Below are 23,363 nucleotides of genomic sequence, written 5' to 3'. Positions count from 1 at the left end.
CATGATGATCCCCGAGCAACGACGTGATTTTATCTACCGCTACGTGCACGAAAAGAATGCCGCCTCATTTAATGAACTGGCAGATCTAATGAGCGTGTCGCATATGACCGTACGTCGCGACATTCAGTTGCTGGAAGAAGAAGGCAAAGTTATCGCCATTAACGGCGGCGTGAAGCTCAATAACCTGCTGAAATCCGAACTGCCGTGGCGGGAAAAAGCCGAGTTGAATCATGATGTGAAGCGCAAAATGGGCCAGCTCGCCGCAATGCTCATTGAGCCCGGACAAACGCTGTATCTGGATGCCGGAACATCGTTGTTTGAAGTGGCGAAAGCGGTAGCCGCCAGCCACTGTTTCAATCTGACGGTAGTCACCAACGATTTTTCCATCAGCCACTATCTGATGGATATGCCACACATTACGCTCTATCACACCGGCGGTCTGGTGGATCAGCGTAACCGCTCATGTCTTGGCAAAAGCGCCGCCAGTTTTCTGCGCACCATTAATATTGATGTGGCGTTTCTCAGTTCATCGTCGTGGGATACCGAGCGCGGCATGTCGACGCCGAGTGAAGGGAAAGCCTCGGTCAAAGAAGCGGTGCTTACCGTCTCCCGGCGTCGGGTGCTGGTCTGTGACAGCAGTAAATTTGGCAAATACGGCATGTTCCACATCTGTGGGCTGGAGCAGTTAACCGACATTATTTCTGATAACCGGTTACCGGAAAATGCGCAGCAGACTATTGTCAGCCAGGGCGTTAAGCTGCATCTGGTTGATGGCCGGGAGGGTGCACGCCATGCTGAAGTTAGCGGCTAACCTCGACTGGTTATTTACTGATTTACCGATAGCGGGTCGATTTCAGGCGGCAAAAGCAGCCGGTTTTCGCGGCGTAGAAGGGCTGTTTCTCTGGCAGCACCCGCTGGAGCATTTGCGGGCCGCTCAGCGGGAAACTTCTCTGCCGGTGGTGCTAATGAACGCCCCGGCTGGCAACTGGGCACAGGGTGAACGGGGACTCGCAGCATTGCCCGGTCGAGACCAGGAATTTCATCACAGCCTGAACGTGGCGCGAGATTACGCCACGGCACTGGGTTGTCGCCGGGTTCACGTTATGTCCGGCTTGCGCTGCAATGACCTGACGCTGCACGCCCAGCGCGACCTCCTGACGAATCGACTGCGCATCGCCTGCGATGTGATGGCAGACGCGGAAATCGATGTACTGATTGAACCATTAAATTCGCAGGATATGCCCGGTTATTTTATTGACAGTTTCCCGCTGGCTGAATCTATCATTCACGAGGTTGGTAAGAAGAATATCGGCTTACAGTTTGATATTTACCACTGTCAGAAAACTCATGGCAACGTGGCGAAAAATATCGAACGCTATTTTACCCTTATTAAACATTTTCAAATCGCTTCTGTTCCTTATCGCCATGAACCGGGAACCGGGGAGTTAAATGAAGCATGGCTATTTAATTTTATAAGAAAAATGAATTACCAGGACTGGATTGGCTGTGAATATCAACCATCAACATCAGGGCCGGAATCATTACGCTGGATAACGCCTTACCTATAATTTTAATATCTCTGTACCGGAGGAAAAAATGTCGGATACTGTTATTATTTCGCTGGCACCCGTTGCCGCGGATTGCCCCAGAGTTATACCCGAAGAACTGGCGCAGGAAATACTCGCCAGCGTAGAACATGGCGCGTCCATCGTCCATTTACACGTTCGCGATAAACAGGGACGCCTGACGCCAGATACTACCGACTTTCAGGCAACAATTGACCGCGTTATGCGCCATTCAAACCTGATTATTCAGGCTTCTACCGGCGGCGTCTCTTCGATGTCCATCGCCGAGCGCTGCGCGCCACTGGCCTGCCCCGGCGTGGAGATGGCCTCGCTGAACGTCGGTTCCGTTAACCTCGGTGATGCGGTGTATTTTAATCCCGGTCCGGACGTGGAATATTGTTCACGGCAAATAACTGAACGCAATATTATTCCAGAGTTTGAAGTTTTTGAAATCGGCATGATTAATAACATCCTGAACCTTGAAGATAAAATAAAATTTCAAAAACCTATGCTCTTTAATATTGTTCTCGGTCACCGCGGCAGTACGCCTGCAACCGTTGATGCATTAATTGCTCTGCGTAGCATGATCCCACGCGAAGCCTTATGGGGAATTACTCATTTTGGCAGAAGGAATTTCGATATTATCGCTGCCGCGGTCGCTATGGGTGCCAGTGAAGTGCGAATCGGCTATGAAGATAGTTATTATTTAAGCGCCGAAGAAAAAGCGCAGCATAATTATCAGCAGGTAGCCAAACTCGCTACGCTCATTCGCAGTATGGATAAAAAAGTTGCTACGCCGGAAATTGCGCGGCGCATGTTATCTATTCCACCCCGGCAGCAATAACAACAGCAAGGACATTTCAACATGACTATGACCACTGTTATTCACAAAACCGGACTCGGCGTCAGCGTTGCGGGCGTGGTGCTGGCGATTATCGGCGCGCTCATCCAGTCCACGGCGCTGTGGCAGCCGGGGCTGGTGATGTTCACCGTCGGATTCGCCGCCGGTGCAGGCTACTGGCCTGGTTTACGCAGCTATCAGTTTACGCTGTGGATCATCGCTGGTTTTGTTGCCGCCATGACCTGGTCTACGGATCTGATCGTCTGGGGCGGTTTCAATATCACCCATAAATGGATCGTGTTCCTTGTGATTCAGGCCACCATGTTCAGCATGGGCACCAAGCTAACGATCCAGGATTTTATTGATGTCGCCAAAATGCCGTGGGCAGTTTTTATCGGTACCTTCTGCCATTTCGTGATCATGCCCCTGCTCGGCCTGAGCATTACCCTGATCTTTGATTTTCCGCCTGAAGTGGCGGTGGGCATTTTGTTGATTGGCGCTTGCCCCAGCGGTCTCTCGTCGACGGTGATGGTTTACATCGCCAACGCCAACCTCGCGCTGGCGGTGTCAATCGCCGCAGTCTCAACGCTGGCGGCAACGGTAATGACGCCACTGTGGGTTAATCTGCTGGCGGGTTCGATGATCGATATCCAGCTCACCGCGATGGTGATGGACGTGGTGAAAATCGTATTAATTCCCATCGGAGCAGCAATTCTGCATGACTATCTGAAATCCTATGCAGGCGTGCGCGGACGCCGTGTTGTCCAGATGCTGGCCGGGATCGGCGCAATTTGGCTGCTGTATATGATTGCCGGCGGCTGGGACGCGCTGTTTGGTCATGCCAGCGCCGAAGCGCAGATGTACGCGGTGGTCCTCAACTTCGTAGCAGGCGGCCTCGTTTGGGCATTGTTCTACAACTGGCTGTATGGCCGCGTGGCGGGCGTGAAGAAGGTCATGCCAACCATCTCAATGATGGGGATCATTTTCTTTACCACCACCGCCGCCGCAGCCGGGCGCGACAACCTGGTGCAGGTCGGTTTCCTGCTCTGCTTCGCCATGTTGATGCATAACCTCGGCGGCTTCCTGATTGGTTATCTGATGAGCCGCTGGATCTTCCGCATGGACGTGCAGTCTGCCCGTACCGTGGCCTTTGAAGTCGGCCTGCAAAACGGCGGTATGGCGTCAGGGCTTGCCGCCGCGATGGGCAAACTGGCAACGGTTGGACTCGCATCAGCGGTGATGACACCGCTGGGTAACGTTAGCGGCTCGCTGCTCGCCAACTACTGGCGCAAAAAAGACGCCAGACAGGCGCAGGTAGCAGCAGCCAAAGATCCCGTTCAACCTGCTTGCGAAAATCTGTCGAAAGGATAATCACGATGACAACTCTCACTCTGGGACAGGCCCTGCGCGCCGTAACCTGTGCGCTCGAACTCGCCGAAACACGTTATGCAAATCGCCCGTTAAGTGTGGCCGTATGCGATGCCAATGGAGAACTGCTTAGCTTTGCGCGGATGGATAACGCCAAACTGTTAACCATTGAGTTAACCCAGCGTAAAGCGCGCACCAGCAGCCGCCTGGGCTGCACCACGCAGGCATTTTTACAGCGTCTGCAAAAAGAGCAGCTGGATATTAGCTATTTTGCCGATCCGCGTTTTACGGCGCTGCCGGGCGGGATCCCGATTCTGCACCAGGGGAAATGCCTTGGAGCCGTCGCGGTGGGCGGTTTATCCGCGCAGGAAGATCATGATGCGGCGCTGTCCGTCGCAGAAATATTACTTAAGGAGATTGCCCAATGAAAAAGGTCGCCATGCTGCATACCAGTGCAGCCACCCTTGCAATGATGCAACAGCTGATCGCCGACATTATGCCGGAAGTGGAAGTGATGCATCTGGTCGAGGAGTCGATGATTAAACAGGTGATGAAAGCCGGAGGCGTATCACCAAATATTGCCGCCCGCATCGCCGACTATGTGCATATTGCTGAAAAGGCGGACTGCGATATCTTTATTACCGCCTGTTCTTCAATTGGTACTGCGGTGGAGCAATGCCAGTTTATGACCCCACTCCAGCTCGCGCGCATTGACTGCGCGATGGTGGAAGAGGCGATTGGAAAAGGCGAGCGGATCGCCGTGTTGGCAACTGTGGCAACCACGCTGAAGCCAACGCTGGATTACGTCCAGCGTAAAGTTCAGCAAAGCGGTAAATCACGAACCATTACGCCTGTATTAATGGAGGATGCATTCCACGCGCTGCTGGCGGGAGATATGGATACCCATGACCGTATCGTCAGTGAAGGGTTACAGAGCGCCTTTACCCAGGCGGATGTCGTGATGCTGGCGCAGGCTTCGATGGCGCGCGTTTTACAACAGCTCCCTTCCCCGCCGGTGCCGGTAATGACCTCACCGGAAAGCGGAATTCGCTGGTTGAAAACGCTGGCTGAACGCTAAATTCCCGGCAAAAAAAAGGCCATCATCAGATGGCCAACCATGTCGAAACGGGACCAGCCCTTGACTATGCAGAGAGTCAGGGCTGTTTTTTTATTTCTTACTTAATAACGGTTTTCAGCGCTTCGCCGATATCGGCCAGGCTACGAACAGTTTTCACGCCTGCGGCTTCCAGCGCAGCGAATTTCTCATCCGCTGTACCTTTACCACCCGCGATAATCGCACCAGCGTGACCCATACGCTTACCTTTCGGCGCAGTCACGCCCGCGATGTAACCTACAACCGGCTTGGTTACATGATCTTTGATGTAAGCAGCCGCTTCTTCTTCCGCGCTACCGCCGATCTCACCGATCATGACGATTGCTTCAGTCTGCGGATCTTCCTGGAACAGCTTCAGGATGTCGATGAAGTTAGAGCCAGGGATCGGGTCGCCACCGATACCCACACAGGTAGACTGGCCGAAACCATAGTCGGTGGTCTGCTTAACCGCTTCATAGGTCAGGGTACCTGAACGGGAAACGATACCCACTTTACCCGGCTTGTGAATGTGGCCCGGCATGATACCGATTTTACATTCACCCGGAGTGATAACGCCTGGGCAGTTCGGGCCGATCATGCGTACGCCAGCTTCATCCAGCTTCACTTTCACGGTCAGCATATCCAGCGTTGGGATACCTTCGGTGATGGTGATGATAAGCTTGATGCCTGCATCGATTGCTTCCAGAATTGAATCTTTGCAGAACGGTGCCGGAACATAGATAACAGTGGCGGTTGCGCCGGTCGCTTCTACCGCTTCACGTACGGTGTTGAACACTGGCAGACCCAGATGCGTGGTGCCGCCTTTGCCCGGCGTAACGCCACCGACCATTTGCGTACCGTAAGCGATCGCTTGTTCGGAGTGGAATGTCCCCTGGCTACCGGTGAAGCCCTGGCAGATAACCTTGGTATCTTTATTAATTAAAACTGACATTATTTCCCCTCCACTGCGGCAACAACCTGCTGAGCTGCATCCGTCAGACTTTTCGCTGCAATAATATTCAGGCCGCTATCAGCCAGTTTTTTCGCGCCGAGTTCAGCGTTGTTACCTTCCAGACGTACCACAACCGGAACGTTTACACCTACTTCTGCTACCGCGCCGATGATACCGTCAGCGATCAGGTCGCAACGTACGATACCGCCGAAGATGTTAACCAGTACGGCTTTAACATTGTCATCAGAGAGGATAATTTTGAACGCTTCGGTTACACGCTCTTTGGTCGCACCGCCGCCAACGTCGAGGAAGTTAGCCGGTTCGCCGCCGTGCAGCTTAACGATGTCCATGGTGCCCATTGCCAGGCCCGCACCGTTAACCATACAACCGATGTTGCCGTCCAGTGCGACGTAGTTCAGTTCCCACTGTGCAGCCTGCGCTTCACGCGGATCTTCCTGAGACTGGTCGCGCATTTCGCGCAGGTCAGCCTGGCGGAACAGTGCGTTGCCGTCAGCGCCCAGTTTGCCGTCGAGGCAGATCAGATCACCCTGTTTGGTCACAACCAGCGGGTTGATTTCGATCAGCGCCAGATCGCGCTCCAGGAAGATAGTCGCCAGACCCATGAAGATCTTGGTGAACTGCTGAACCTGTTTACCTTCCAGACCCAGTTTGAACGCCAGCTCACGGCCCTGGTAAGGCATCGGACCTGCCAGCGGATCGAGCGCCACTTTGTGGATCAGGTGCGGGGTTTCTTCCGCTACTTTTTCGATTTCCACGCCGCCTTCGGTAGAGGCCATGAAGACCACGCGACGGGAGCTACGGTCAACAACTGCGCCGAGGTAAAGTTCTTTACCAATGTCGGTCGCGGCTTCAACCAGAATCTGATTTACCGGTTGGCCATGAGCATCTGTCTGGTAAGTGACCAGACGTTTACCCAGCCAGTGTTCAGCAAAAGCGCGAATGTCTTCTTTGCTGTTTACCACCTTCACACCGCCCGCTTTACCACGGCCACCAGCGTGAACCTGACATTTCACTACCCACGGGCCAGCGCCGATTTTAGATGCAGCTTCTTCGGCTTCACGCGGAGTAGTACAGGCATAACCCACCGGTGCCGGTAAGCCATAGCGGGCAAAAAGTTGTTTTGCCTGATATTCATGTAAGTTCATGTGTTCTGTCCATCCTTCAGGTAATCGTTATCTTTTACCCGTAGGTCTGATAAGCGTCCAGACCTACGGGGCAGGTGATACTCTTATTAACTACACGTCCAGCAGCAGACGCGTTGGATCTTCCAGCAACTCTTTAATGGTTACCAGGAAGCCTACTGACTCACGACCATCGATCAGACGGTGGTCATAAGACAGCGCCAGATACATCATCGGCAGGATTTCAACCTTGCCGTCTACCGCCATCGGACGATCTTTGATGGCATGCATACCCAGGATGGCGCTCTGCGGTGGGTTGATGATCGGCGTAGACATCAGGGAACCGAACACACCACCGTTAGTGATGGTGAAGTTACCACCCGTCAGATCTTCGACCGTCAACTTGCCGTCGCGACCTTTAACTGCCAGTTCTTTAATATTCTTCTCAATGTCAGCCATACCCAGCAGATCCACATCACGCAGGACCGGCGTGACCAGGCCACGCGGCGTGGAGACCGCCATGCTGACATCAAAGTAGTTGTGGTAAACCACGTCATCGCCGTCGATGGACGCGTTCACTTCCGGATAGCGTTTCAGCGCTTCAACAACCGCTTTCACGTAGAAAGACATAAAGCCCAGACGGATACCGTGGCGTTTCTCGAACGCATCACCGTATTGCTTACGCAGGTCCATGATTGGCTTCATGTTGACTTCGTTGAACGTGGTCAGCATGGCGGTAGAATTTTTCGCTTCCAGCAGACGCTCGGCTACGCGTTTGCGCAGACGGGTCATCGGAACACGTTTTTCGCCACGCGCGCCCAGTTGAGCCTGCGGTGCAGGTGCTGCAGCCGGCGCTTTTGCTTCGGCTTTCGCAGCCGGAGCTTTCGCCAGATGTTTTTCAACATCTTCACGGGTGATACGACCGCCGACACCGGTGCCGTTGATAGCGCTGGCTTCGAGGTTATGCTCACCCAGCAGACGACGGATCGCCGGGCTCAGGGCATCGTTGTTCTGCTCAGCAAGAGACGCCTGCTGGCGCTGTGCCGGAGTAGAATCTTTCTCTTCAGACTTAGCACTGGTTTCTTTACCGGTGCTGTTGCCTTCACGCAGGCGACCGAGGATCTGGCGAGAAGTGACGGTTGTCCCTTCATCTTCCAGAACCGCATCAAGAATACCGTCCGCTGATGCCGGTACTTCCAGTACCACTTTGTCAGTTTCGATTTCTACCAGTACTTCATCACGACGTACTGCATCGCCCGGTTTTTTGTGCCAGGTTGCAACCGTTGCATCCGCTACGGATTCAGGCAGGTCGGGAACAAGAATATCTACGCTACTCATTATTTATCCTTTATTTAATCGACGTTCAGCGCGTCATTTACCAGATCTTGTTGCTGCTTCTGGTGAACGGACATATACCCTACTGCCGGAGAGGCAGAGGCCGGGCGACCTGCATAACGCAGAGCTGACCCAAATGGAATTACTTCACGGAAATGATGCTGGCTGCAGTACCATGCGCCCTGGTTGAGCGGCTCTTCCTGGCACCAGACAAAATCATGTACGTGAGCAAATGGTTTCAGCGCTTCCTGCACCGCTTTATGCGGGAACGGATAGAGCTGTTCGATGCGCACAATGGCGACATCTTTTTGGTCGTTCTTGCGGCGTTGCTCCAGCAGGTCGTAATAAACCTTACCAGAACACATCACTACACGCTTCACGCCTTTAGGATCAAGTTCATCTACTTCGCCAATGGCTGGCAGGAAAGTACCATTTGCCAGTTCGTCCAGCGTAGACACCGCCAGCGGATGACGTAGCAGCGACTTCGGTGACATCACCACCAGCGGACGACGCATACCGCGCAGCGCCTGACGACGCAGCATGTGGTAAACCTGCGCCGGGGTAGACGGGACGCAAACCTGCATGTTTTGCTCAGCGCAAAGTTGCAGATAACGTTCCAGACGCGCGGAGGAGTGCTCCGGCCCCTGACCTTCATAGCCGTGCGGCAGCAGCATAACCAGACCGCACATACGGCCCCATTTCTGCTCGCCGGAAGAGATGAACTGGTCGATAACGACCTGTGCACCGTTAGCGAAGTCACCGAACTGTGCTTCCCAGATGGTTAGCGTGCGCGGTTCTGCTGTGGCATAACCGTACTCAAACGCCAGCACCGCTTCTTCAGACAGTACGGAGTCCCATACGCGGAAGGTGCCCTGTCCGTTATGCACATGCTGCAGCGGAGTGTAGGTTGAACCGTTCGCCTGGTTATGAATCACCGCGTGACGGTGGAAGAAGGTTCCGCGACCGGAGTCTTCACCCGACAGACGGACCGGAATGCCTTCGTCAACCAGCGTGGCGTAAGCCAGATTCTCTGCACCACCCCAGTCAAACAGCTTCTCTCCTGCGGCCATGGCCTGGCGGTCGCCGTAAATCTTGGCAACACGCGACTGCATTTCAACCGCTTCAGGTACGGTGCTGATGCGTTTTGCCAGCTCCTGCAGACGCTTCATCTCAACTTTGTTCGGGTAGTTTTCATCCCATTCGTGGTTGAGGTACGGCGACCAGGTGAAGGAGTGCATGTTCATTGGACGCCACTCTTTCACTACGCATTCGCCAGCATCCAGCGCGTCACGGTACAGATTGACCATCTCGGTCGCATCTTCCAGCGTGGCGACCTTGTCCGCTTCCAGCTTATCAGCGTAGATTTTGCGCGGGGTCGGATGCTTTTTGATTTTCTGATACATCAGCGGCTGGGTTGCGCTCGGCTCGTCGGCTTCGTTGTGGCCGTGACGGCGGTAGCACACCAGATCGATGAAGACATCGCGTTTAAAGGTATTACGGAAATCCAGCGCCAGACGCGTCACGAAAGCGACCGCTTCCGGGTCATCCGCGTTCACGTGGAAAATCGGCGCCTGAACCATCTTACCGATGTCGGTACAGTACGGTGTAGAACGCGCATCCAGCGGGTTAGACGTAGTGAAGCCCACCTGGTTGTTGATAACGATGCGAACGGTACCGCCCACTTCGTAACCACGCGCTTTCGACATGTTCAGGGTTTCCTGAACCACGCCCTGCCCGGTAACTGCCGCATCACCGTGAATGGTGATTGGCAGGACTTTATTGCTGCTCGGCTCGTCCAGACGATCCAGACGCGCACGTACGGAACCGATAACCACCGGGCTAACGATTTCCAGGTGCGACGGGTTAAACGCCAGCGCCAGGTGCACCAGACCGCCTTCGGTTTCGATATCTGATGAGAAGCCCATGTGGTACTTCACGTCACCGGTGCCGAGGTGTTCTTTATGTTTGCCCGCAAATTCGTCGAACAGTTCCTGCGGGCGTTTGCCCAGTACGTTAACCAGAACGTTCAGACGACCACGGTGCGCCATGCCCAGTACCACTTCACGGGTACCGCTGTTACCGGCGTGGCGGATCATCTCTTTGAGCATTGGGATTAACGCATCGCCGCCTTCCAGCGAGAAGCGTTTCGCGCCCGGGAACTTAGCGCCCAGGTAGCGTTCCAGACCTTCTGCTGCGGTCAGTTCACTGAGGAAACGTTTCTTCTCTTCGCTACTGAATGCGGCACGGCCAGACTCGATACGCTGCTGAAGCCAACGTTTTTCTTCGGTGCTGGTGATGTGCATGTACTCGGCGCCAATTGGGCCGCAGTAGGTTTGTTTCAGCGCAACAACCAGGTCGCTCAGCTTCATCGTGTCTTTGCCGCCGGCAAAAGAACCTACGTTAAAGCTTTCCTGGAAATCCGCATCGGTCAGATCGTGGAAAGACGGGTCCAGATCGGCCACATTTTCTTGCTGCCACAGTCCCAGCGGATCAAGATTCGCATGCTGATGACCGCGGAAACGATAGGCGTTAATGAGCTGCAGGACTTTAACCTGCTTCACATTGGCATCAGGGTCGGAAATAGAAGAAGAGTAACGTGGGGTAATCAACGCCTGTCGACGGAAATAATCACGTGTTTTTGAGTGAAGTTGATCCGGTTTGACTCCGGTACCAGGTAACTGCTGGAACGTCGAACGCCAGTTAGCATCTACCGAGTCAGGGTCGGTTAAGAAGTCTTCATAGAGCTGTTCTATCCAGCTCTGGTTAGAACCAGAGAGGTAAGAAGAGTCCAACCAGGCTTTCAAAGCGCTGTTCTGCATCGTGATCCCTTAAGCATTTGTATGCTTACTTCGCCGTGGATACTACCACGCACACCGATGTGCGTGCCGGGGTTCACTTGTTGCGGACTGTCGTGTCATCTGCGTCCGCTAAGGAACCTTTAAAAACTGTCTAATAATGTGGCAGTTTTTAGAGGTTTCCTGCACTTATATTGCCTGATGGCGCTTCGCTAATCAGGCCTACAAGGTACGTAACCCGTAGGCCGGATAAGACGCTACGTCGCCATCCGGCAACCACTACAACTACTTACGCACTACGTTTGAGCAGCATCGACTTAATATGGCCGATGGCGCGCGTCGGGTTCAGTCCTTTCGGACATACGCTGACGCAGTTCATGATGCTATGGCAGCGGAATACGCTGAAAGCGTCACTTAAACCTTCCAGGCGGCTGTCGGTCTCGGTATCGCGGCTATCAATTAAGAAGCGATACGCTGCCAGCAGACCTGCCGGGCCAATAAACTTGTCCGGGTTCCACCAGAATGATGGGCAGGACGTTGAGCAGCATGCACACAAAATACATTCATACAGCCCATCGAGCTTCTCACGCTGCTCTGGCATTTGTAAATGCTCACGAGCTGGCGGATTTTTCCCATTATTCAACAAGTAAGGCTTAATCTTCTCATACTGTGCGTAGAATTGCCCCATGTCTACCACCAAATCGCGCACAACCGGTAAACCCGGCAGCGGGCGAATGACAATTTTTTTGCCCGGCTGATTCAGCGCAGAAATAGGAGTGATACAGGCCAGTCCATTTTTGCCGTTCATGTTCAGACCGTCGGAGCCACAAACCCCCTCACGGCAAGAGCGGCGGAACGACAGCGACGGATCTTTTTCTTTCAGCTGCATCAAGGCATCCAGCAGCATCATGTCGCGCCCTTCTTCCGCCTCCAGGGTGTAATCCTGCATGCGCGGAGCGTCGTCAACATCCGGGTTATAGCGATAAACTGAAAACTCGAGTTTCATTGTCCTGTCTCCGCATTAATAAGTACGAATCTTCGGCGGGAATGCCGGGCGCAGCTTCGGTTCCATATTGACTTGACGTCGCGTCATGGATTCCGACTCTGGCAGGTACAGGGAATGGCACAGCCAGTTTTCATCATCACGTTCCGGGAAGTCGAAGCGGCTATGCGCGCCACGGCTTTCGGTACGGAAGTTTGCAGATACTGCAGTGGCGTACGCGGTCTCCATCAGGTTATCCAACTCCAGACACTCAACGCGCTGGGTGTTGAACTCGCTGGAGGTATCGTCCAGACGGGCATTTTTCAGGCGTTCGCGGATCGCTTTCAGCTCTTCCAGACCTTTCGCCATCGCATCGCCTTCGCGGAATACCGAGAAGTTATGCTGCATACATTCTTGCAGCGCTTTGCGAATCGCCACCGGGTCTTCACCGTTACGGTTACCGTTCCAGCGGTTCAGACGCGCCAGAGAAGCGTCGATTTCATCTTCGGTCGCATCCAGCAGGTCACCCTGCTCAGCGATGGATTCCTGCAGATGCAGACCAACCGCACGACCAAATACTACCAGGTCCAGCAGCGAGTTGCCGCCCAGACGGTTGGCGCCGTGAACCGATACGCAGGCGATTTCGCCGACGGCAAACAGCCCAGGGATCACCACATCTTCGCCCTGCTCATTCACGGTCAGCGCCTGGCCAGTTACTTTGGTCGGAATACCGCCCATCATATAGTGGCAGGTTGGGATAACCGGAATCGGCTCTTTGACCGGGTCAACGTGAGCAAAGGTACGAGACAGTTCGAGAATGCCCGGCAGACGGGATTCCAGCACTTCTTTACCCAGGTGGTCGAGTTTCAGTTTGGCGTGCGGACCCCACGGGCCGTCGCAGCCGCGACCTTCGCGAATTTCGATCATGATGGAACGCGCCACCACGTCACGACCCGCCAGGTCTTTCGCATTCGGGGCATAACGCTCCATGAAGCGTTCGCCATGTTTGTTCAGCAGGTAGCCACCTTCACCACGGCAGCCTTCTGTTACCAGAACGCCTGCACCGGCGATACCGGTTGGGTGGAACTGCCACATCTCCATATCCTGCACCGGCACGCCAGCACGGATAGCCATACCAACACCGTCACCGGTATTGATGTGGGCATTAGTAGTGGACTGATAAATACGGCCAGCACCGCCGGTGGCCAGCACGGTCGCGCGGGCTTTGAAGTAAACCACTTCACCGGTTTCGATACACAGCGCAGTACAACCGACAACTGCGCCATCGGCGTTTTTCACCAGGTCCAGCGCATACCACTCGGAGAAGATGGTGGTATGGTTTTTCAGGTTCTGCTGATACAGCGTGTGCAACAGTGCATGACCGGTACGGTCGGCCGCTGCCGCAGTACGTGCCGCCTGCTCGCCGCCGAAGTTCTTCGACTGGCCACCAAACGGACGTTGATAAATTGTGCCATTGTCGAGGCGAGAGAACGGCAGCCCCATGTGGTCCAGCTCCAGAATGGCTTCCGGACCGGTTTTACACATATATTCAATAGCGTCCTGGTCACCAATGTAGTCCGACCCTTTAACGGTGTCGTACATGTGCCATTCCCAGTTATCTTCATGGGTATTACCGAGCGCAACGGTGATGCCACCCTGCGCGGATACGGTATGGGAACGGGTTGGGAACACTTTGGAGAGCAGCGCACAGGTCTGACCGCTCTGGGAAATTTGCAGCGCCGCGCGCATACCTGCGCCGCCGGCACCAATCACAACAGCATCAAATTCTCTGACTGGCAGTTTCATTACACACCCCACACCACAACAAATCCATAAATGACGTAAACCACCAGCGCAACGACGATAGCCAGTTGCAGAATCAGGCGCACAGCCAGAGGTTTAACGTAGTCGGTCAACACCTGCCACATGCCAATCCAGGCATGAATCAAGATGGAGAAGAGTGCCAGCAGGGTGAAGACTTTGGTGAATGCCGATGAGAAGAAACCGGTCCAGACTTCATACGTCAGCTCGCCGCTGGTGGCGAAGAAACCGACCATATAGATGATGTATAACGTCAGAACGATAGCGGTAGCACGGACCAGAATGAAGTCATGTACGCCGTTGCGTCCTAATGCGGAGGCGTTGCTTACCATACGAGGACTCCTGCGAGAAGTGAAAGCACGACAATGATAACGAAACAAATTTTGGCGGAGCGTGTCCCTGCTTCGAGGGTTTCTTCGATATAGCCAAAATCCATCAACAGATGGCGAATGCCCATTACGGCGTGATATGCCAGCGCAATCAGGATCCCCCACAGAATTAACTCCACAAAGAAGTTATTCATAATGGATGACGCGGTGAGGAAACCTTCAGGGGAGGAAAGGCTGGTACCCAATAACCACAACAGAATCCCGACCGCCACAAAGGTGATCACTCCGGATACGCGATGGAGAATGGACGCTATCGCCGTGATTGGGAACCGGATCGTTTGCAGATCCAGATTGACAGGTCTTTGTTTTTTCACATTTCTTATCATGAATAACGCCCACATGCTGTTCTTATTATTCCCTTTAGACTTCGGGTACAGAAGATGAAGACACCTGTAGCCTGAAAGACGACGGGATTTCCTTCCTCCGGTCTGCGTGCGGGTCAGACAGCGTCCTTACTATAACTACGCGTCATATAAAACACTGCTTCCAGATGCTAAAACGACACGTTACAACGCTGGTTGGCTCGGGATTGCAGGGTATTCCGGAGACCTGGCGGCAGTATAGGACGTTCACAAAATCATTACAATTAACCTACATATAGTTTGTCGGGTTTTATCCCGAACAGTGACATAGGTCACGATAACAACATTATTTTAATTTTTAATCATCTGATTTGACAATAATTAAACAAAGTTGTTACAAACGACACCAGAAAAAGCATATAATGCGTAAAAGTTATGGGGTCACTCTTTCACCGGAGATTTAGTTATGTAACAGTGTGGAAGTATTGACCAATACCTTCAGGACAGTTATTAGTGATAGACAGGTTAAATAATTCGGATTGCTAAGTTCTTGATTTGCAGTTTATTCGCCATGAAAAGACCGTTTTACCTGCAAGCGCCCATAGCTCTGTACCCAGGTCATCCCCTCTTTCGCAGAGCGGCGAGCCAAATAACAAACTGGTAACGGTTTATTGATGCACGAAGGCAAATTTAAGTTCCGGCAGTCTTAAGCAATAAGGCGCTAAGGAGACCGTAAATGGCTGATACTAAAGCAAAACTCACTCTAAATGGTGACGCTGCTATTGAACTGGATGTGCTGAAAGGTACGCTCGGTCAAGATGTTATTGATATTCGTAGCCTTGGCTCAAAAGGGATGTTTACTTTTGACCCAGGTTTCACCTCTACTGCATCCTGCGAATCCAAAATTACTTTCATCGACGGTGATGAAGGTGTTTTGCTGCATCGCGGCTTCCCGATTGACCAACTGGCGACCGAGTCCAACTATCTGGAAGTGTGTTATATCCTGCTGTACGGCGAAAAACCGACTCAGGAAGAGTACGACGAGTTCAAAACCACAGTCACTCGCCATACCATGATCCACGAGCAGATCACCCGTCTGTTCCACGGTTTCCGCCGCGACTCTCACCCGATGGCCGTTATGTGCGGTGTAACCGGAGCGCTGGCAGCGTTCTATCATGACTCGCTGGATGTAAACAACGCGCGTCACCGTGAAATCGCCGCCTTCCGCCTGCTGTCCAAAATGCCAACCATGGCAGCGATGTGCTACAAATATTCCATCGGGCAGCCGTTCGTGTACCCACGTAATGATCTCTCCTACGCCGGTAACTTCCTGAACATGATGTTCTCTACGCCGTGCGAAAAATACGAAGTGAATCCGATTCTGGAACGCGCAATGGACCGTATCTTAATCCTGCACGCTGACCACGAACAGAACGCCTCAACCTCTACCGTACGTACCGCGGGCTCTTCTGGCGCTAACCCGTTTGCCTGCATCGCGGCAGGTATTGCTTCCCTGTGGGGACCGGCACACGGCGGCGCAAACGAAGCTGCGCTGAAAATGCTGGAAGAAATCAGCTCTGTTAAACACATTCCGGAATTTGTTCGCCGCGCGAAAGACAAGAATGATTCCTTCCGCCTGATGGGCTTTGGTCACCGTGTTTATAAAAACTATGACCCGCGCGCTACCGTCATGCGTGAAACCTGCCACGAAGTGCTGAAAGAACTGGGTACCAAAGATGATCTGCTGGAAGTGGCGATGGAACTTGAGCACATTGCGCTCAACGACCCGTACTTCATCGAGAAGAAACTCTACCCGAACGTAGACTTCTACTCCGGCATCATCCTGAAAGCGATGGGTATTCCGTCCTCCATGTTCACCGTGATCTTCGCCATGGCACGTACCGTTGGCTGGATTGCACACTGGAACGAAATGCACACCGACGGCATGAAAATCGCGCGTCCGCGTCAGCTGTACACCGGCTACGACAAGCGCGATTTTAAGTCTGATATTAAGCGTTAATTGTCTGCCGGATGGCGCTAGCGCTTGTCCGGCTTAAAATTATAAACGCTCTCAGGCCGGATAAAGCAGTGATGCCTGTGTCCGGCCTGTTTTTATTTGATCCACATTATTTTATTCTTATCGTGCTTTCTCTATGATTTACTGAGATTTCTCACATTTTACTCAGGAGCATGGGATGCCTGTTTTGCAGTGGAGCCTGTTGTTTGTGCTATCGCTCCTTCTTTCCCTGCTCTTTCTGTTTATCCATCTTCCAGGCCCCTTGCTGCTCGGTTCGATGATCGTCGGCATCATTTTCAGTATGCGCGGCATCTCGCTGCATCCTCCTCGCTGCACATTTCTTGGCGCACAGGCGATTCTCGGCTGCATGATTGCCCAAAATCTGACCGGTTCAATCTTCACAACCCTTGCAGCCCACTGGCCGATGGTGATTGTTATCCTGCTGGCAACCCTTATCAGCAGCGCGATAATCGGCTGGCTGCTGGTTCGCTATAGTAATCTACCGGGGAATACCGGTGCGTGGGGCTCGTCACCAGGCGGTGCAGCGGCAATGGTCGCAATGGCCCAGGATTATGGCGCCGACATCCGGCTGGTGGCGTTTATGCAGTATCTGCGCGTACTGTTGGTGGTCGGCGCGGCAGCGCTGGTCACCCGGCTGGTGATGGGCGACCAGGCCCAAACGGTCAGTGAACAAATCATCTGGTTTCCGCCACTAAGCGGCAATCTTTTCAGCACTCTGATGCTGGCCGCCGTTGCCGGCACGGCTGGACGCCTACTGCGTATTCCCTCTGGCGTTATGCTATTGCCAATGCTGGTGGGTGCCATGCTGAATGCAAGCGGAGTGATGGTGATTGAACTGCCGGAATGGCTACTGGCAATAGCCTATATGTCAATTGGCTGGCAAATCGGTCTTGGCTTTGACAAGAAGATCTTTTTAATGGCATTACGACCACTGCCACAGATCCTGTTGTCTATTTTTTCACTGATGGCGATCTGCGCAGCCATGGCCTGGGGACTGGCGCATTACATGCAGATCGATTTTCTCACTGCCTATCTGGCAACCAGTCCTGGAGGAGTGGATTCTGTTGCGGTGATCGCCGCAGGGAGCCACGCTGATATGGCGCTCATCATGGCGATGCAAACCCTGCGACTGTTCAGCATTTTGTTAACTGGCCCCGCAGTCGCGCGTTTTATTTCGGTGCACGCACCAAAACAACCCGCTTAGTGCTGACAACCCGGGCACCAGTAAAAGGGGCGCGAAGAGAGCATCGTTTTCTCGATTATGCCACCACAACGCTCACAGGTTTCGCCATCCCGATGAAAGACCTTAAAGCGAAACAACGCACCGTGATGTTTATTCTCATCGACCAGGCCGCGGGTAGTATAAGACAGCCGCGGAATATCAAGCAGCGCATGTGCCAGTTTATCCAGTTGCTCATCACTAAGCTGCGACGCTTTATGCTGCCCGGTCAACCCAACCTGCCAAAGGATCTCTACCCGCAGGTAGTTACCTAATCCAGCCAGAAACGCCTGGTCCAGTAGCAGACCAGAAAACTGGCGATTGCGAAAACGCGGAGATAACAGACGCGCTTTAACCTCATCGGGCGTTAAACGTAAATCCAGTACATCCGGCCCTACCCGTTGCAGGAACGGATGGGTGGAGAGCTGTTCTGGCGTTAGCATTTCGATATCAGACGCGCTATAGAGCAGGATAGTTTTGTCGTGTGTCTGCAGCCTGACACGCAGTACCCGCGAAGTTTGCGGAATTTTGCCGGTATCCACCACTCGCCACACGCCATAGAGCTGATTGTGACTGTACAGCGTCAGGCCATTAGAAAAATGGGTCAGTAATGCTTTCCCCCGCGTTTCAAGCTGGGTAACACGTTGCCCAATCAGTTGAGATTGATACGGTTTTAACTGCTCAAAGGCAAACCAGACATCCGTCAGGGGTTTGCCTTTGACTGCCGCCTCCAGGTTATCCGCCGCGCGGCGGATCTCCGGGCCTTCAGGCATAATACTGTCCTTTGTTAATGTGTTGCGCCGCCCGTCACTGCGATATCGCTTTCCACCTGCAAGGCGGTGGCAATCGCAATCTCCAGCGCACGGCGCACCGTTTCTGTCGCCATACTTGGCGCCCCGGGATGCTGCGCAGCCTGTTGCGGCAAATAAGGGATATGAATAAAGCCGCCCTTCACCGCCGGTACGTCGCGTAGTTTATGCAGCAGGCCATACATCACGTGGTTACACACGAAAGTACCCGCAGTCTGGGAAACCGAGGCCGGAATTCCCGCGTTGCGCATGGCGACAACCATCGCTTTAATCGGCAACGTACTAAACCATGCCGCCGGGCCATCGACTACAATCGGCACATCGACCGGCTGTTGCCCCTGGTTATCCGCAATACGCGCATCGTCAACGTTAATCGCCACGCGTTCCACGGTGATATCCGTGCGACCACCCGCCTGCCCCACCGCCAGCACCAGTGATGGCGACAACGCGTCAATCGCGGCATTGAGTACAGCGAGAGACTCGCCAAAGACACACGGTAGTTGGCGGGCTATTACGCGGCATCCACCGATAATAGCATTGTCGAGGCTCGAGACCACTTCCCAGGAAGGGTTAACTGACTCGCCGCCAAAGGGTTCAAATCCCGTGATGAGTACTGTTTTCATCCTTCCTCCTTACAGGAACATCAGGAAATACATCAGGAACACGTTGACCAGCAGCAGCAGTATGCCGGTTGGCACCTGCGCTTTAATCACCGCATTTTTGTCCGGTAGTTCCAGCAACGCTGCAGGAACAATATTAAAGTTCGCCGCCATCGGCGTCATCAGCGTCCCACAATAGCCGGAGAACATACCTATCGCCGCCATTACCGCTGGGTTGCCGCCGTGTTGCAGTACGAGGATCGGAATGCCAATCCCAGCGGTCACGATCGGGAAAGCAGCAAACGCATTACCCATAACCATGGTCAACAATGCCATGCCGATGGTGTACACCGCCACCGCGATAAAGCGACTATCCACCGCCAGATATTCCTGCGTCAGGTATGAAATGCCGCTACCGACACCCGCCGCTGTAAACAGCAGCCCAAGCGTAGCCAGAATCTGCGGCAAAATGAACGCCCAGCCAATGGAGTCCAGCAGACGGCGTGCCTCCTGAATCGGTTGATGCACCCGCTCATGGGTCATTTTTATCGCCATCGCCAGACCAATCAACGAACCCGCTGTCATTGAAAAGAGCGTCACCAGAGTGGCGTGATTACCCGGCCCGAACAGCGCATCCTGTAAGCCCGGAATATGGTTGAACATCAGTACGCCAATGACCGTTACCACCGGGATCGCCAACGCTGGGAAAAACAGGCGGTTGCCCAGGCGGCTGGCGCTTTCTTCGCGCTGTTGCTGCGTGCGTTGATGGTAGCTTCCCAGCTTCACACCGCCAAAACCCGCGATCAGGGCCAGCACGACCACCGCAACGCCGACGGCAATATGCACTGCGCGTTTATCGCCAAACAGCGAGTATGTCCAGTCACCAAGCAGAAACAGTACGCCATATATGCCCCAAAACAGGCCTGTGGTGAAACGGCGCGGGTTTGCTTTGTCCTGCCAGGACATCAGCGCCACAATCAGTAATACCGCACCTGCCAGCCAGTAGAGATAGCTTTGTTGAAAATTCATTTCGCTTCCCCTTTCGCTGCGGCATTTGCTTTCGCCACCTCACGTTGCAAATAGCTATCCAGACGCCACAAACGCGTGCCGTGGATCAGGAAAGCACAAATTGCCGTCGGGATCCCCCACAAGGCGATATGCAGCGGTTCGGTCTGGATCCCACCAGACTCCAGCATAAAGTTGTGCATGAATATGATCGCGCCGAAGGCAACAAAGATATCTTCACCGAAAAACAGCCCGACGTTATCGGTCGCCGCTGACATTGCGCGCAGGCGATAGCGAACCGCGCCGGGTATCTCGCCGTGATTTTTCTCGGCGGCCCCTTCCGCCATTGGCGCCAGCAGCGGGCGCACCATCTGCGGATGCCCGCCCAGACTGGTCAGCCCTAACGCAGCGGTCGCTTCGCGAATGAACAGATAGACAATAAGCAGACGGCCACTGGTGGCACTGCGGATTTTCGCAATCCACGCCTGAGCGCGCTCTTTGAGTCCGTGACGTTCCAGCAGGCCAATAACCGCCAGTGGGATCAGCAGGATAAACGGCAGGTTGCGGGTGTTAAGAAAACCTTCACCCAGCTTCTCGAGGATGGTGGCGATCGGCATATGCGCCGCCAGTCCCGTGACGATCCCGGCAATAATAACCACCAATACCGGATTAAAACGTAAAAGAAATCCGACCACGATGACGGCGATCCCCGTCAATGGCCAGAGAGAAATTACCTCTCCCATAATTCATTCCCGTATATGTTGTTGTGTAATATATTGTTGTTTTGTATGGTAAATCTTATGCACCAATTTCAATATTGTATGCATTAAAGGCGCTACGCAAGCGACGGGCAAAAGCGAGTGCGTGCTCGCCATCCCCATGAATGCATACCGTCTGGGCGGTCACGCTTGCCCATGTTCCACTTTGGCTTTTTACTCTGCCGGATTGCACCATTTCTAACGTTTGCGCCAGCGCCTGCTCTTCATCCTCAATCAGTGCGCCCGGCTGGCTGCGAGGTACCAGACTGCCATCGGCCTGATAACCCCGATCGGCAAAAACCTCCTGACGCGTTATCAAGCCATAGTGTTCTCCAGCGCGAATCAGTTCGCTTCCCGCCAGCCCGACCAGAACCAGCGACGGATCGCAGGCATGAACCGCTTTCGCAATCGCATCGGCCAATTGAGGATCTTTCGCCGCCTGGTTATAGAGCATGCCATGCGGTTTGACATGGCGCATCACGCCGCCTTCTGCCCGCGTGATGGCAGCCAGCGCGCCAATTTGATACAGCGTCTGCGCATACACCGTTTGTGCAGGCAGTGCCATGGCGCTACGACCAAAATTTTCCCGATCCGGAAAGCTGGGGTGCGCGCCTACCGCCACACCATTTTTTAACGCATCACGCACGCTTAAGAGCATAGTTTGCGCATCGCCGGCGTGAAACCCACAGGCGATGTTGGCCGATGACACCAATTGCAGCAACGCTGCATCGTTCGCACATCCCTCACCGAGGTCTGCATTGAGATCAATTTTCATTGTTAAGTCGCCATGCTAACTGTTCCAGATAACGCTGCTGGTCGTACCGCGCCTTCAGCGCTTCCTCCAGCGAACACTGCACAAAATGAATCGGCTGACCGAGCGGGATCTGCGCCAGATGATACATATCTGCCTCGATGATACAGGCGATACGCGGATAGCCACCCGTCGTCTGAGCATCGTTCATCAGCACGATTGGCTGGCCATTATGCGGAACCTGCACCACGCCGGGGAGCAAACCATGCGACAGCAACTCGCGATCGGTCGTGCGCGTCAGCGGTTGCCCCTGAAGACGATACCCCATACGGTTACTTTGCGGGCTAAGCTGCCACGGCGAGCGCCAGAAAGAGGCCTGCGATACCTCATCAAACTCCTGATATTCAGGGCCGGGCAGTGCGCGAATGAGATTACCCCACATCAGTTGTTTTACACCTTGTGGCCCGCTGAATTGCTGGGTCGATACGCCAATCGCCAGTCGATCGCCATCACGCAGCAGACGCCCTTCAAACCCACCAATGCCCACTTTCAGATCGGTACTACGCGAACCCATCACTTCAGGAACATCAATACCGCCCGCTACCGCCAGATAACTGCGCATGCCATGAAGCGGGCGTTTTAGCGTCAGGCGCTGCCCGGCTTTTACCGGTAACCGCCATCCGCTCCATACGGGAGTTCGATCCAGATGCGCTTCGCATCCGGCACCGGTAAGGGCAAACCAGCCATCGGCTTCAAACTCCACCACCAGTTGCCCCAGCGTGATTTCCAGCGCTGCGGCATTCGCATCATTACCCACCAGCAGGTTAGCCACGTTCAACGCCGGTTTATCCAGCGCGCCACAGTGACTAATTCCGGATTGACGAAAACTATGGCGTCCCCCGTCCTGTACGGAGGTGTACATGCCAGCGCGGATGATGTTTAACATATCCCCTCCTTCTGCGGGACAAAACGCACAGTATCGCCAGCCCGTAACAGAATCGGCTCCTCCCGTTTTGGATCAAATAACGAAACGGAGGTACGCCCAATCAATTGCCATCCACCGGGTGTGGCAAGCGGGTAGATCCCCGTTTGAGATCCACCGATACCGACAGAACCTGCCGGAACAAGCAAACGCGGTTCCGCACGTCTGGGGGTATGCAGCAGTTCAGGTAAGCTCCCGAGATAGGGAAATCCCGGCTGAAAACCGATAAACCACACCACATAGTCAACTGACGCATGAAGTTCGACGACCTGCTTGTCGCTTAATCCACTGTGTCGGGCGACCTCTGCCAGATCGGGGCCAAACTCACCGCCATAGATCACGGGTATTTCAATAAAACGTGAATCCGGCTCCAGTGCTTCGCTCTCTTCCCACCAGCGCTGCAGGCGTTCAATCGCATCCAGAGCCAGTGTTTGCGGGTCGCGCAGGGTAACCGTGATATTGTTCATTCCCGGAATAGCTTCAAGCACATTCGGGGCGTCAACTAAACGCTGAGCCAGACGCCAGATGCGTTTCTGAGTCGCCAGCGTGATGGGGGGCTCCAGTTCAAGAACCACCGCCGTTTCACCTAACAGATAACAACGCGCTCGCTGCACTTT

The 23,363-nt window shown here is 53.8% G+C and carries 23 protein-coding genes and 1 pseudogene; 9 read left to right on the top strand and 15 right to left on the bottom strand.

All coding sequences use genetic code 11. The features are described 5' to 3' along the window. Position 1 precedes the first annotated feature (1 nt). From OGY10_RS09155 to OGY10_RS09130, 6 genes are read left to right on the top strand one after another with little or no spacing between them, the layout of a single operon-like run. On the top strand, positions 2–811 hold the full coding sequence (locus OGY10_RS09155) for a DeoR/GlpR family DNA-binding transcription regulator (RefSeq protein ID WP_008784145.1): 810 nt from the start codon (positions 2–4) through the stop codon (positions 809–811). After that, positions 792–1,568 carry a hydroxypyruvate isomerase family protein gene (locus OGY10_RS09150; RefSeq protein WP_020996542.1) on the top strand — a complete coding sequence of 259 codons (777 nt, stop codon included), beginning with the start codon at positions 792–794 and terminating at the stop codon, positions 1,566–1,568. Before OGY10_RS09155 ends, OGY10_RS09150 begins: the two co-directional genes overlap by 20 nt. Positions 1,569–1,596: 28 nt before the next feature. Continuing rightward, positions 1,597–2,409: a beta-keto acid cleavage family enzyme gene (locus OGY10_RS09145; RefSeq protein WP_191226254.1), complete on the top strand. Its 813-nt coding sequence runs from the start codon at positions 1,597–1,599 to the stop codon at positions 2,407–2,409. A gap of 21 nt (positions 2,410–2,430) precedes the next feature. After that, a complete protein-coding gene (locus OGY10_RS09140; RefSeq protein WP_191226255.1) occupies positions 2,431–3,777 on the top strand; it encodes a bile acid:sodium symporter family protein in 1,347 nt (448 codons plus the stop codon). A gap of 5 nt (positions 3,778–3,782) precedes the next feature. Then, entirely contained in the window at positions 3,783–4,202 is a 420-nt protein-coding gene (locus OGY10_RS09135; RefSeq protein ID WP_060682564.1) for a GlcG/HbpS family heme-binding protein, read from the top strand. Beyond that, positions 4,199–4,852, top strand: coding sequence for an aspartate/glutamate racemase family protein (locus tag OGY10_RS09130; protein ID WP_032942725.1), 654 nt, complete (start codon positions 4,199–4,201; stop codon positions 4,850–4,852). Before OGY10_RS09135 ends, OGY10_RS09130 begins: the two co-directional genes overlap by 4 nt. A 97-nt stretch (positions 4,853–4,949) precedes the next feature. Here OGY10_RS09130 and sucD read toward each other — a convergent pair whose 3' ends face one another. From sucD to sdhC, 8 genes are all read right to left on the bottom strand, one after another. Continuing rightward, a complete protein-coding gene (gene sucD, locus OGY10_RS09125; RefSeq protein ID WP_003022929.1) occupies positions 4,950–5,819 on the bottom strand; it encodes a succinate--CoA ligase subunit alpha in 870 nt (289 codons plus the stop codon). After that, on the bottom strand, positions 5,819–6,985 hold the full coding sequence (gene sucC / locus OGY10_RS09120) for an ADP-forming succinate--CoA ligase subunit beta (protein WP_003022927.1): 1,167 nt from the start codon (positions 6,983–6,985) through the stop codon (positions 5,819–5,821). Before sucC ends, sucD begins: the two co-directional genes overlap by 1 nt. 90 nt (positions 6,986–7,075) lie before the next feature. After that, a complete protein-coding gene (odhB, locus tag OGY10_RS09115) occupies positions 7,076–8,299 on the bottom strand; it encodes a 2-oxoglutarate dehydrogenase complex dihydrolipoyllysine-residue succinyltransferase (RefSeq protein ID WP_003022925.1) in 1,224 nt (407 codons plus the stop codon). Positions 8,300–8,313: 14 nt separating this feature from the next. After that, positions 8,314–11,115, bottom strand: a complete 2,802-nt coding sequence (gene sucA / locus OGY10_RS09110) for a 2-oxoglutarate dehydrogenase E1 component (RefSeq protein ID WP_003831411.1) — start codon at positions 11,113–11,115, stop codon at positions 8,314–8,316. Between the two features lie 265 nt (positions 11,116–11,380). Further along, positions 11,381–12,097 carry a succinate dehydrogenase iron-sulfur subunit SdhB gene (sdhB, locus tag OGY10_RS09105; RefSeq protein ID WP_003022921.1) on the bottom strand — a complete coding sequence of 239 codons (717 nt, stop codon included), beginning with the start codon at positions 12,095–12,097 and terminating at the stop codon, positions 11,381–11,383. A gap of 15 nt (positions 12,098–12,112) precedes the next feature. Beyond that, positions 12,113–13,879 carry a succinate dehydrogenase flavoprotein subunit gene (gene sdhA, locus OGY10_RS09100; protein ID WP_003831409.1) on the bottom strand — a complete coding sequence of 589 codons (1,767 nt, stop codon included), beginning with the start codon at positions 13,877–13,879 and terminating at the stop codon, positions 12,113–12,115. Further along, positions 13,879–14,226, bottom strand: a complete 348-nt coding sequence (sdhD, locus tag OGY10_RS09095; protein ID WP_003831408.1) for a succinate dehydrogenase membrane anchor subunit — start codon at positions 14,224–14,226, stop codon at positions 13,879–13,881. Before sdhD ends, sdhA begins: the two co-directional genes overlap by 1 nt. After that, on the bottom strand, positions 14,220–14,624 hold the full coding sequence (gene sdhC, locus OGY10_RS09090; RefSeq protein ID WP_003831406.1) for a succinate dehydrogenase cytochrome b556 subunit: 405 nt from the start codon (positions 14,622–14,624) through the stop codon (positions 14,220–14,222). The genes sdhD and sdhC overlap by 7 nt, the downstream gene beginning before the upstream one ends. 383 nt (positions 14,625–15,007) lie before the next feature. Here sdhC and OGY10_RS09085 point away from each other — a divergent pair. The 3 genes and pseudogenes from OGY10_RS09085 to OGY10_RS09075 all read left to right on the top strand — a co-directional run bounded on the left by OGY10_RS09085 (position 15,008) and on the right by OGY10_RS09075 (position 17,827). Then, positions 15,008–15,118: pseudogene (locus OGY10_RS09085) on the top strand (hypothetical protein). A gap of 203 nt (positions 15,119–15,321) precedes the next feature. Continuing rightward, entirely contained in the window at positions 15,322–16,605 is a 1,284-nt protein-coding gene (locus OGY10_RS09080; protein ID WP_003831404.1) for a citrate synthase, read from the top strand. A 175-nt stretch (positions 16,606–16,780) separates the two neighbouring features. After that, positions 16,781–17,827 carry an AbrB family transcriptional regulator gene (locus tag OGY10_RS09075; RefSeq protein WP_267445096.1) on the top strand — a complete coding sequence of 349 codons (1,047 nt, stop codon included), beginning with the start codon at positions 16,781–16,783 and terminating at the stop codon, positions 17,825–17,827. Here the strand turns inward: OGY10_RS09075 and nei are convergent. The 7 genes from nei to pxpB are packed head-to-tail and all read right to left on the bottom strand — an operon-like array spanning position 17,824 to position 23,360. Beyond that, on the bottom strand, positions 17,824–18,615 hold the full coding sequence (nei, locus tag OGY10_RS09070) for an endonuclease VIII (protein WP_048214670.1): 792 nt from the start codon (positions 18,613–18,615) through the stop codon (positions 17,824–17,826). The genes OGY10_RS09075 and nei overlap by 4 nt on opposite strands. A 14-nt stretch (positions 18,616–18,629) precedes the next feature. After that, positions 18,630–19,274 carry a pyroglutamyl-peptidase I gene (gene pcp, locus OGY10_RS09065; RefSeq protein WP_003831398.1) on the bottom strand — a complete coding sequence of 215 codons (645 nt, stop codon included), beginning with the start codon at positions 19,272–19,274 and terminating at the stop codon, positions 18,630–18,632. A gap of 9 nt (positions 19,275–19,283) precedes the next feature. Beyond that, a complete protein-coding gene (locus OGY10_RS09060; protein WP_032942722.1) occupies positions 19,284–20,279 on the bottom strand; it encodes a DUF979 domain-containing protein in 996 nt (331 codons plus the stop codon). Further along, positions 20,276–20,998, bottom strand: a complete 723-nt coding sequence (locus tag OGY10_RS09055) for a DUF969 domain-containing protein (RefSeq protein WP_003831395.1) — start codon at positions 20,996–20,998, stop codon at positions 20,276–20,278. The genes OGY10_RS09060 and OGY10_RS09055 overlap by 4 nt, the downstream gene beginning before the upstream one ends. 55 nt (positions 20,999–21,053) lie before the next feature. Then, positions 21,054–21,788, bottom strand: a complete 735-nt coding sequence (pxpA, locus tag OGY10_RS09050; RefSeq protein WP_267445095.1) for a 5-oxoprolinase subunit PxpA — start codon at positions 21,786–21,788, stop codon at positions 21,054–21,056. Continuing rightward, positions 21,778–22,710, bottom strand: coding sequence for a 5-oxoprolinase subunit PxpC (pxpC, locus tag OGY10_RS09045; protein WP_153686957.1), 933 nt, complete (start codon positions 22,708–22,710; stop codon positions 21,778–21,780). Before pxpC ends, pxpA begins: the two co-directional genes overlap by 11 nt. Then, a complete protein-coding gene (gene pxpB / locus OGY10_RS09040; RefSeq protein ID WP_191226258.1) occupies positions 22,704–23,360 on the bottom strand; it encodes a 5-oxoprolinase subunit PxpB in 657 nt (218 codons plus the stop codon). Before pxpB ends, pxpC begins: the two co-directional genes overlap by 7 nt. Positions 23,361–23,363: the final 3 nt, after the last annotated feature.

Origin of the sequence: Citrobacter sp. Cpo148 (assembly GCF_030332375.1) — a bacterium.
GTDB lineage: Bacteria > Pseudomonadota > Gammaproteobacteria > Enterobacterales > Enterobacteriaceae > Citrobacter > Citrobacter portucalensis.
This window is presented reverse-complemented; position numbering and strand designations above follow the sequence as displayed.

Coding starts and splice junctions, on each gene's coding strand:
- OGY10_RS09155 (WP_008784145.1), top strand. CDS start 2: ATGATGATCCCCGAGCAACGACGTGATTTTATCTACCGCTACGTGCAC.
- OGY10_RS09150 (WP_020996542.1), top strand. CDS start 792: ATGCTGAAGTTAGCGGCTAACCTCGACTGGTTATTTACTGATTTACCG.
- OGY10_RS09145 (WP_191226254.1), top strand. CDS start 1,597: ATGTCGGATACTGTTATTATTTCGCTGGCACCCGTTGCCGCGGATTGC.
- OGY10_RS09140 (WP_191226255.1), top strand. CDS start 2,431: ATGACTATGACCACTGTTATTCACAAAACCGGACTCGGCGTCAGCGTT.
- OGY10_RS09135 (WP_060682564.1), top strand. CDS start 3,783: ATGACAACTCTCACTCTGGGACAGGCCCTGCGCGCCGTAACCTGTGCG.
- OGY10_RS09130 (WP_032942725.1), top strand. CDS start 4,199: ATGAAAAAGGTCGCCATGCTGCATACCAGTGCAGCCACCCTTGCAATG.
- sucD (WP_003022929.1), bottom strand. CDS start 5,819: ATGTCAGTTTTAATTAATAAAGATACCAAGGTTATCTGCCAGGGCTTC.
- sucC (WP_003022927.1), bottom strand. CDS start 6,985: ATGAACTTACATGAATATCAGGCAAAACAACTTTTTGCCCGCTATGGC.
- odhB (WP_003022925.1), bottom strand. CDS start 8,299: ATGAGTAGCGTAGATATTCTTGTTCCCGACCTGCCTGAATCCGTAGCG.
- sucA (WP_003831411.1), bottom strand. CDS start 11,115: ATGCAGAACAGCGCTTTGAAAGCCTGGTTGGACTCTTCTTACCTCTCT.
- sdhB (WP_003022921.1), bottom strand. CDS start 12,097: ATGAAACTCGAGTTTTCAGTTTATCGCTATAACCCGGATGTTGACGAC.
- sdhA (WP_003831409.1), bottom strand. CDS start 13,879: ATGAAACTGCCAGTCAGAGAATTTGATGCTGTTGTGATTGGTGCCGGC.
- sdhD (WP_003831408.1), bottom strand. CDS start 14,226: ATGGTAAGCAACGCCTCCGCATTAGGACGCAACGGCGTACATGACTTC.
- sdhC (WP_003831406.1), bottom strand. CDS start 14,624: ATGTGGGCGTTATTCATGATAAGAAATGTGAAAAAACAAAGACCTGTC.
- OGY10_RS09080 (WP_003831404.1), top strand. CDS start 15,322: ATGGCTGATACTAAAGCAAAACTCACTCTAAATGGTGACGCTGCTATT.
- OGY10_RS09075 (WP_267445096.1), top strand. CDS start 16,781: ATGCCTGTTTTGCAGTGGAGCCTGTTGTTTGTGCTATCGCTCCTTCTT.
- nei (WP_048214670.1), bottom strand. CDS start 18,615: ATGCCTGAAGGCCCGGAGATCCGCCGCGCGGCGGATAACCTGGAGGCG.
- pcp (WP_003831398.1), bottom strand. CDS start 19,274: ATGAAAACAGTACTCATCACGGGATTTGAACCCTTTGGCGGCGAGTCA.
- OGY10_RS09060 (WP_032942722.1), bottom strand. CDS start 20,279: ATGAATTTTCAACAAAGCTATCTCTACTGGCTGGCAGGTGCGGTATTA.
- OGY10_RS09055 (WP_003831395.1), bottom strand. CDS start 20,998: ATGGGAGAGGTAATTTCTCTCTGGCCATTGACGGGGATCGCCGTCATC.
- pxpA (WP_267445095.1), bottom strand. CDS start 21,788: ATGAAAATTGATCTCAATGCAGACCTCGGTGAGGGATGTGCGAACGAT.
- pxpC (WP_153686957.1), bottom strand. CDS start 22,710: ATGTTAAACATCATCCGCGCTGGCATGTACACCTCCGTACAGGACGGG.